Origin of the sequence: Bacillus sp. OV322 (genome assembly GCF_900112495.1) — a bacterium.
In the GTDB taxonomy this organism is placed as follows: domain Bacteria; phylum Bacillota; class Bacilli; order Bacillales; family DSM-1321; genus Peribacillus.
The window spans coordinates 1-5,798 of sequence record NZ_FOMA01000018.1; the positions used below are offsets into that span (position 1 = coordinate 1).

Below are 5,798 nucleotides of genomic sequence, written 5' to 3' on the forward strand. Positions count from 1 at the left end.
ACACCCGTTCCCATTCCGAACACGGCAGTTAAGCTCTTCAGCGCCGATGGTAGTTGGGGGTTCTCCCCCTGTGAGAGTAGGACGCCGCCAAGCAATTTCTAGTTTTAGGATTCATAACCCGAAGAATGCAGGTTCAAAATCCTATCTCTTTTCAAAAAAACCTTAGGATTTTTCCTAAGGTTTTTTTGTATATTTTTTCATCTGAAGCGTTTGGATGAACTCTAGGCGGGAGGATTTTTGATGAATAAAGAAGAAATCCGAAATACTGACCAAATCCTTCATTCTTTTGCTGAATGGCTAATGGATCAAAATAAATCAGACAGTACGGCTAAAACATATGTAGGTGTTCTCTCTCAATTTTTTCAATGGATGAAAGAAGAAATAGAAGAGATTGAATCGACCCATGTGCAGGCCTATCTTGATTATATGGACGATTCCAATAAAAGTGCCGGAACAATCGAAAAGCATTATACAGCCATCACTGTGTTTTCCCGGTTTCTTAACAAACCAGAGATTGTGGCCAACATTGACCGCAAAGCAAAGGAAAAGAAGGATGAACCACCAGAGTCACTGGAGCTAGCTGAACAGTCAGCACTAATAAAAGAAGTGGAAGACGAAGGAAATGTGCGGAACATCGCTATTGTTTATGTTCTCCTTCATACCGGGATTCGGGTTTCCGAACTTTGTGAATTAAATCACACCGATATAAAAAAAGACGGTGAAAGAGAATCTATTCTTATCCGGGATTCAAAAGGCGAGATTGAACGGGTTATCCCCCTCTCAAGAGCTGCCAGTGAGCATATTAAGCGTTATAAAGACTCTCTGAAGGCCAAGAATGAAGCAGTCTTCTTATCGAGTGTTAACCAGCGTATGACACCTAGGGCGGTTCAATATATGCTGAGCAAGTATGATGTGAGCCCGCACAAGTTGAGACATACTTTTTGCCAGAATCTTATCGATAAAGGAATTGAGATTCAAACCGTCTCAAAGCTGGTCGGCCATAAGGATTTAAATATGACTAAACGCTATATCAAAGAATCCGGACAGGGGCTTGATGCGGCTATTCAAAATACATTTGATTGATAAAAAGAAATACCCGAATAACCGGGTATTTCTTTTTATCGTGTTCATTTAAGATACTGTTCCAATGCTTCCTCGATCAATAGATAAATGTTCTTTTCCTGAAGCAGCGACTGCATTTTCAGTTCTTTATGAAGGTCTGTTCTTAGATCGAAGGATACCCGTTTTCGGTCTTTCTTCTTTTCTTCTTTTTTTCCACTGTTTAAACGTTCCTTAGTTTCTTCCGGTAATACTTCTTCGTTCAAGGCAAAGCTGGGGCTAATGTGCTTTTTACTGCGCATTTTACTTTTAATGTCATTTACCTTCGACACGGCTGATCAACTCCTTGTAGAATCCTTCGTATTGTCCCAATGCCTGCCGCAGTTCAGCGTTCTGGTTAAATCCATACAGAGATAATCTACCAACAGGCGCCTTCCTGGTAATCACCGTATCAAATACCAGGTCCGGGTAATCTTCCGCAATTAGTTCATTAAAGGCCTTGGCGTCGCTTCGCCTTACATCATTCATCGTGCGCAGCACGCCGATTGCCTGAGTATTTCTCTTTCCGAATTCATTCGCTCCATGGATAGAATCCATGAAATTCGGGATAGCTGAATAGCACCAATTTGAACATTCGAATAAAACAACCACGTATTCACTGGCACACAGTGCATTTGTTGTCTGCTCGCTTAAGGAGGGAGGAGTATCAATAACGATAAAATCATATCTGTCCCTGACGGACTCCAAAGCATGATCTAAGACAGAACTTGGATTTCCGCTAAAAGGGATAGTATCGCCTTTATATGTTTTTCCCGTATAAAGCCAGCGCGGAAAAGTTGCCAAAAAGTTGTTGGCAGGCAGAAGATCGAGGTGATCGGTGATATTCAGTATGTAGCCCTCAACATTATCTTCCTGCATCGCTTCCAGCACGGATTTCCCCATATACTCATTTGAAGGCTGCTCAGACAGAAGCTCTGTAAGGTTGCCCTGTGAGTCCATATCCACTGCAAGGACCCTATATCCATTTCTGCTCAACAAGTGCGTGAGAATGCCGGTTGTGGTGGATTTGCCGCAGCCTCCTTTTTGAATTCCCATTGTAATAGTAATCGCCATCCCTTTATCACCCTTTCTTCTTTTATTTTTTTCTTCTAACGTTGTTTTCTTCTTTTCTTCTTTTCTTCCTTTCTTCTAACGTTGTTTTCTTCTTATTTTATACGATGCCTTTGTCATCCAATTAAAAAAAGGGCACTCATTAATGAGTGCCTTTTTTTAATTTTTTAAGTTGCTTTTCGAACTTGCGCTTGCGCTTTTCTAGCTCCTCTATTGAATCACTTTCAGCCTCCGGCTCCTGAATTTGCAGAGCTCCAAATAATTCTTCTTTAATTTCTTCAAATGTAACGGCTGCTGATTCATGATCCAATTTCAGTACTTCCTCCATTTTTTCAATGGACTTTTCCCGTATATACCAAGCAGGCAGTACTTCCTTTGATTTTCTGAAGTCGGATACTAAGCGTACAAGGATGTCTTCTGATTCATCATCCTTGTTTGATGCCTTTAAGACCTTGGTTATGTATCCGACGGGGTTTTCGATGTCCTTGCGGTCCTGTATTTTCTCCAGGAGGCTCACTACATTGTCCTGTCCATGCTTTTCCCATGAAAGAATGATTTCGTCCGTTAATCTTACCCCCAGATTTAAGCCGAGTTTTTTCACCTTCTCTATAAACGTATCGGCAAATTCCTGCAAATGATTTTGAAGCAGGTCCAATGGATCAGCTTTTCCATTGCTTCCTGAAGTGATGAAGAATTTGATTTTATCCACTCTTCGTCCTGTCCTGATTTCTTCTATTTCAAAGGATATATCCGTTTTAGCCTTCAGTTCCTTCTGGGCCGGTACAAGAACACGCTGCTTAAAGTTTCCATAAGCAGGATAGATATCCTCAGCCCCGAGCATTTTGCGCAGGTCCTCCAGGTAAAAGGATCTTTCCCTCAGTCTTTCATATTGCTTCAGCAATTCATAGATCCTTATGGCATAGGAGCTTTTCAGCTTCACCACATTCTCAAGTTTATAGCTTGTGAATTCCCTTTTCAGCTGAAGCAGGTACGGACGCAGGAAGGGATCAAACCTTATGTCTATAGTTCCTTCCGTTTCGTTATAGGCTACGTAGCTGAGCCACGAAACCTGTATGACCTTTTTTTCAATCCGCACTTCAAATCCCTTTTTCATCAAATCCTTCGTAATCTGTCTCAGTGCTGTATATTTGGGTTTGCCCTTTAAATTCAGCAGGTCTGTAAATTCCTGAATAGGCAGGGTGTATGTTTTAAAATCCGAATCTGCAGGTGTGATATGGCTCGCCAGACAAAGGATGATTTTTTGCTCCAACACACCTAATTTATAATTTGCTTCAATGAGCATATTCGACTTAGTCACCAAATGGTTATTCTGCATTTCGTTGATTTCTGAAATTTTCATGAGGAATCCCTCCTTTCACATCTCATAATTATAACAAAAAAAAACAATTATAACTGTTTTTTTTTTTGTTATAATTGGGACCGAAAATGTTATAGTTGGGACCGAAAATGTTATAGTTGGGACCGAAAATGTTATAGTTCAGGGACCGAAAATGTTATAGTTGGGACCGAAAATGTTATAGTTGGGACCGAAAATGTTATAGTTGGGACCGAAAATGTTATAGTTAGAGGTCTTGAGGCCAGTCATACCAAGGGTTTGAGGCCTCCGAAAACAATTAAAACAATGTAAAACAATTAAAACAATATTAGTAAAACAAACACAACAGGGGATTTTCTGTTTTGAAAATTCCGAAAATTTTTGTTGTGGCAAGTCAAAATACAAATTTATGTGTCAAAGATTGAAGACTATTATTTTTAAAAAAAGGTTCTCATTATCTGGATTTAACCTAAGAGATTTCACAAGAGGAAAAATGATTACACAACGGGACCTTTAAAAAATCATGGACAAAGTATTTTATGAGCTGCCTTTACACCTCTGATAGAGCAAAAAAAAGAGAGAAATCCAAAAGAATTCAATGTCTGGTTTTATTTCTGTCTTATTTCTAGCAGGATCTTATACATATTCAGACCGGCTCATTCTTTTTCGTAAACGCCAGAAGACCTCACCCTGCCAACGTACCTTTTGGAATGCTGAGGTCTTCTGGCACTCTAAAGATATCGCCGGCCAAGAGAGAAAGGTGTGCTGTCTTGATGTGAACAGTCAGACAAGATGTGAGTTAAGAGAAAATAAATGCTTTAGAAAAAGAAAGAGAGAAAACTGAAAGTAGATAAAGCTGCAGATCTAGGATTCGAAGGGTTCCGAAAAGGAAAAATGAAAAACAGGCATAAAAGTGCATGATTCACCAAGAGGTTTTTAAAAAATACGCTGTTTAAGCTGTGTATTTGCCTTTCTAAGCTTTTTGATTTTTTTTTGAATAGAAAAGTATGGGCAGGGAATTCAAGCCCCTAAAAACAGCCTTGATGGACGTCTGGCAACAAGGATTTTTTTTTCGGAAGTAAAAAAAAGAACAGTCAAAGACTGCTCCTTCGTTCGGAACCGTTATTTAAACACACTGAAGGTTTTTAAGACATTGTTGGTTTCTTCTTCTGTGATGCCGATATACCGCAGGGTAATCGAAGGGTCCGAGTGATGCAGAATACCCTGCAGCATAGCAATGTCCTTTGTCGCTTTGTAAAACCAGTATCCGAACGTTTTCCGCAGGGTATGGTTGCCGACATGGTCGACGCCAGCAAAGTCGGCAGCCTTATTTAACTGCCGGTAGGCCTGGGTTGGCGTGATGGCGCCGTCCCCCTTACGGGATGGGAAAAGCCATTCACTGTCCACATGGACGGCATAGCCGTAGACTTCCTGGAAGCAGTTTTCAAGGTACATCTCCCTGATTTTTTGTGTTTTTCCCTCTTTGATGCGCAGTATCTTCGTGTGCTTTCCTTTCAAATTCAGAATCTGTTTGGTTTTGAGTCGTAATAGATCTCCAACTCTCAGCCCGGTTTCACAGCCCAGGACAAACAGAATATAATCACGTTCCGAACAATGGCGTTTAAGCGCCCACTTCATATCTTCCAGCTGCTGCCGGTTCCGAATAGGCTGCACGTTCTTAATAGGGTTCATAATTTTGTCCCTTTCTATTTCAAGATGTTCCGAAAAGGTTGTGAAGCCATATAAAACGGATACTTGAATGTATGATTTTATGTATTTATCTTCATTATAAGGATTAAAAACGAAGGAAGTCAATGAAATCAAGGAAATGAATGTACGGTCGTCTACAGAATCATACATAAAGTAACTGGCTGAAAAAATCATTGACATCATGTGTAAATTCTTTTATCATAAGGGAGTTGCTTATTTAGCAAGCAAGGCATTTTTTGATCTTAGAAATTATTGATAGAGCAGTAAAAACAAGATCGAACATGTTCTTGAAAAAAACTATTGACGTCTTATTGAAGTAGTAGTAAGATTAGGTAGTCGCTAAGAGATAGCGATTTTAAAAAATAACTGATTTTCTTCGCAGAAGTTGACAACTATTCAACTTCGTGGTATGATGATTAAGTTGTTAAAGTGATTGCTCTTTGAAAACTGAACAAAACTAAGCGCCAACGTTTTAAAATAGTGAGCATACACTCTAAAAGCAAATGAGCAAGTCAAACATTTCTTCGGAGAGTTTGATCCTGGCTCAGGACGAACGCTGGCGGCGTGCCTAATACATGCAAGT

Annotated in this window: 5 protein-coding genes and 2 rRNA genes; 3 read left to right on the top strand and 4 right to left on the bottom strand. The window is 39.9% G+C overall.

The window, feature by feature from the left end; all coding sequences use genetic code 11:
• Together rrf and BM126_RS21710 are read left to right on the top strand one after the other, a co-directional pair.
• Nucleotides 1-93: ribosomal RNA gene (rrf, locus tag BM126_RS21705) — 5S ribosomal RNA — on the top strand; the annotation flags it as partial.
• Between the two features lie 147 nt (nucleotides 94-240).
• Nucleotides 241-1,083 (top strand): tyrosine-type recombinase/integrase, encoded by an 843-nt coding sequence (locus BM126_RS21710; protein WP_090991393.1) that lies wholly within the window; start codon nucleotides 241-243, stop codon nucleotides 1,081-1,083.
• Between the two features lie 44 nt (nucleotides 1,084-1,127).
• On the opposite strand, the gene BM126_RS21715 is transcribed toward BM126_RS21710, so the two are convergent.
• The 4 genes from BM126_RS21715 to BM126_RS21730 form a co-directional block, all read right to left on the bottom strand.
• The gene (locus BM126_RS21715) at nucleotides 1,128-1,391 is read right to left on the bottom strand and encodes a hypothetical protein (protein ID WP_090991394.1); all 264 of its coding nucleotides are present in this window, start codon (nucleotides 1,389-1,391) and stop codon (nucleotides 1,128-1,130) included.
• The gene (locus BM126_RS21720) at nucleotides 1,375-2,172 is read right to left on the bottom strand and encodes a ParA family protein (protein WP_090991395.1); all 798 of its coding nucleotides are present in this window, start codon (nucleotides 2,170-2,172) and stop codon (nucleotides 1,375-1,377) included. Before BM126_RS21720 ends, BM126_RS21715 begins: the two co-directional genes overlap by 17 nt.
• A 139-nt stretch (nucleotides 2,173-2,311) precedes the next feature.
• On the bottom strand, nucleotides 2,312-3,529 hold the full coding sequence (locus tag BM126_RS21725; protein WP_090991396.1) for a replication initiation protein: 1,218 nt from the start codon (nucleotides 3,527-3,529) through the stop codon (nucleotides 2,312-2,314).
• Between the two features lie 1,098 nt (nucleotides 3,530-4,627).
• Nucleotides 4,628-5,197 carry a tyrosine-type recombinase/integrase gene (locus tag BM126_RS21730; protein ID WP_090991397.1) on the bottom strand — a complete coding sequence of 190 codons (570 nt, stop codon included), beginning with the start codon at nucleotides 5,195-5,197 and terminating at the stop codon, nucleotides 4,628-4,630.
• 539 nt (nucleotides 5,198-5,736) lie between these two features.
• On the opposite strand from BM126_RS21730, the gene BM126_RS21735 reads away from it, so the two are divergent.
• Nucleotides 5,737-5,798 (top strand): 16S ribosomal RNA (locus tag BM126_RS21735); the annotation flags it as partial.